The sequence below is a fragment of the Lacticaseibacillus sp. 22 genome, from assembly GCF_055413445.1.
Map to the genome: position 1 here is coordinate 1 of NZ_JBVAYD010000081.1, position 280 is coordinate 280.

General features: G+C 63.2%; 1 protein-coding gene. It reads right to left on the reverse strand.

The window, feature by feature from the left end; translation table 11 throughout:
* Positions 1-280, reverse strand: a 280-nt coding sequence (locus tag ACWP87_RS13870) for a hypothetical protein (protein WP_463843718.1), incomplete at both ends; no start/stop codon positions are given.

Here is a 280-nt window from a genome sequence, read left to right on the forward strand (position 1 = left end):
TGGATGCCGCACTCGCAGCGGTGCTGGCATGTTGGGCTGCACTGCCGGACTGACCGGCAGCGTCACTGGCGCTGGAGCCTGCCTGATGAGCATATGAACCGGCTTCACTGGCACTCGAACTTGCAGCACTAGCATACGCAGATGTTGCGGTCGATGCTCGACCCGCTTCGCTGGCACTGGAACTTGCGCCACCTCGTGTGCCTTGAGCTGCCGCTGAACTGGCTGCCGCGCTCGCGGCACTTGAAGCTGCGCCTTCCGCAGCGCTGGCAGCTTTGTCAAA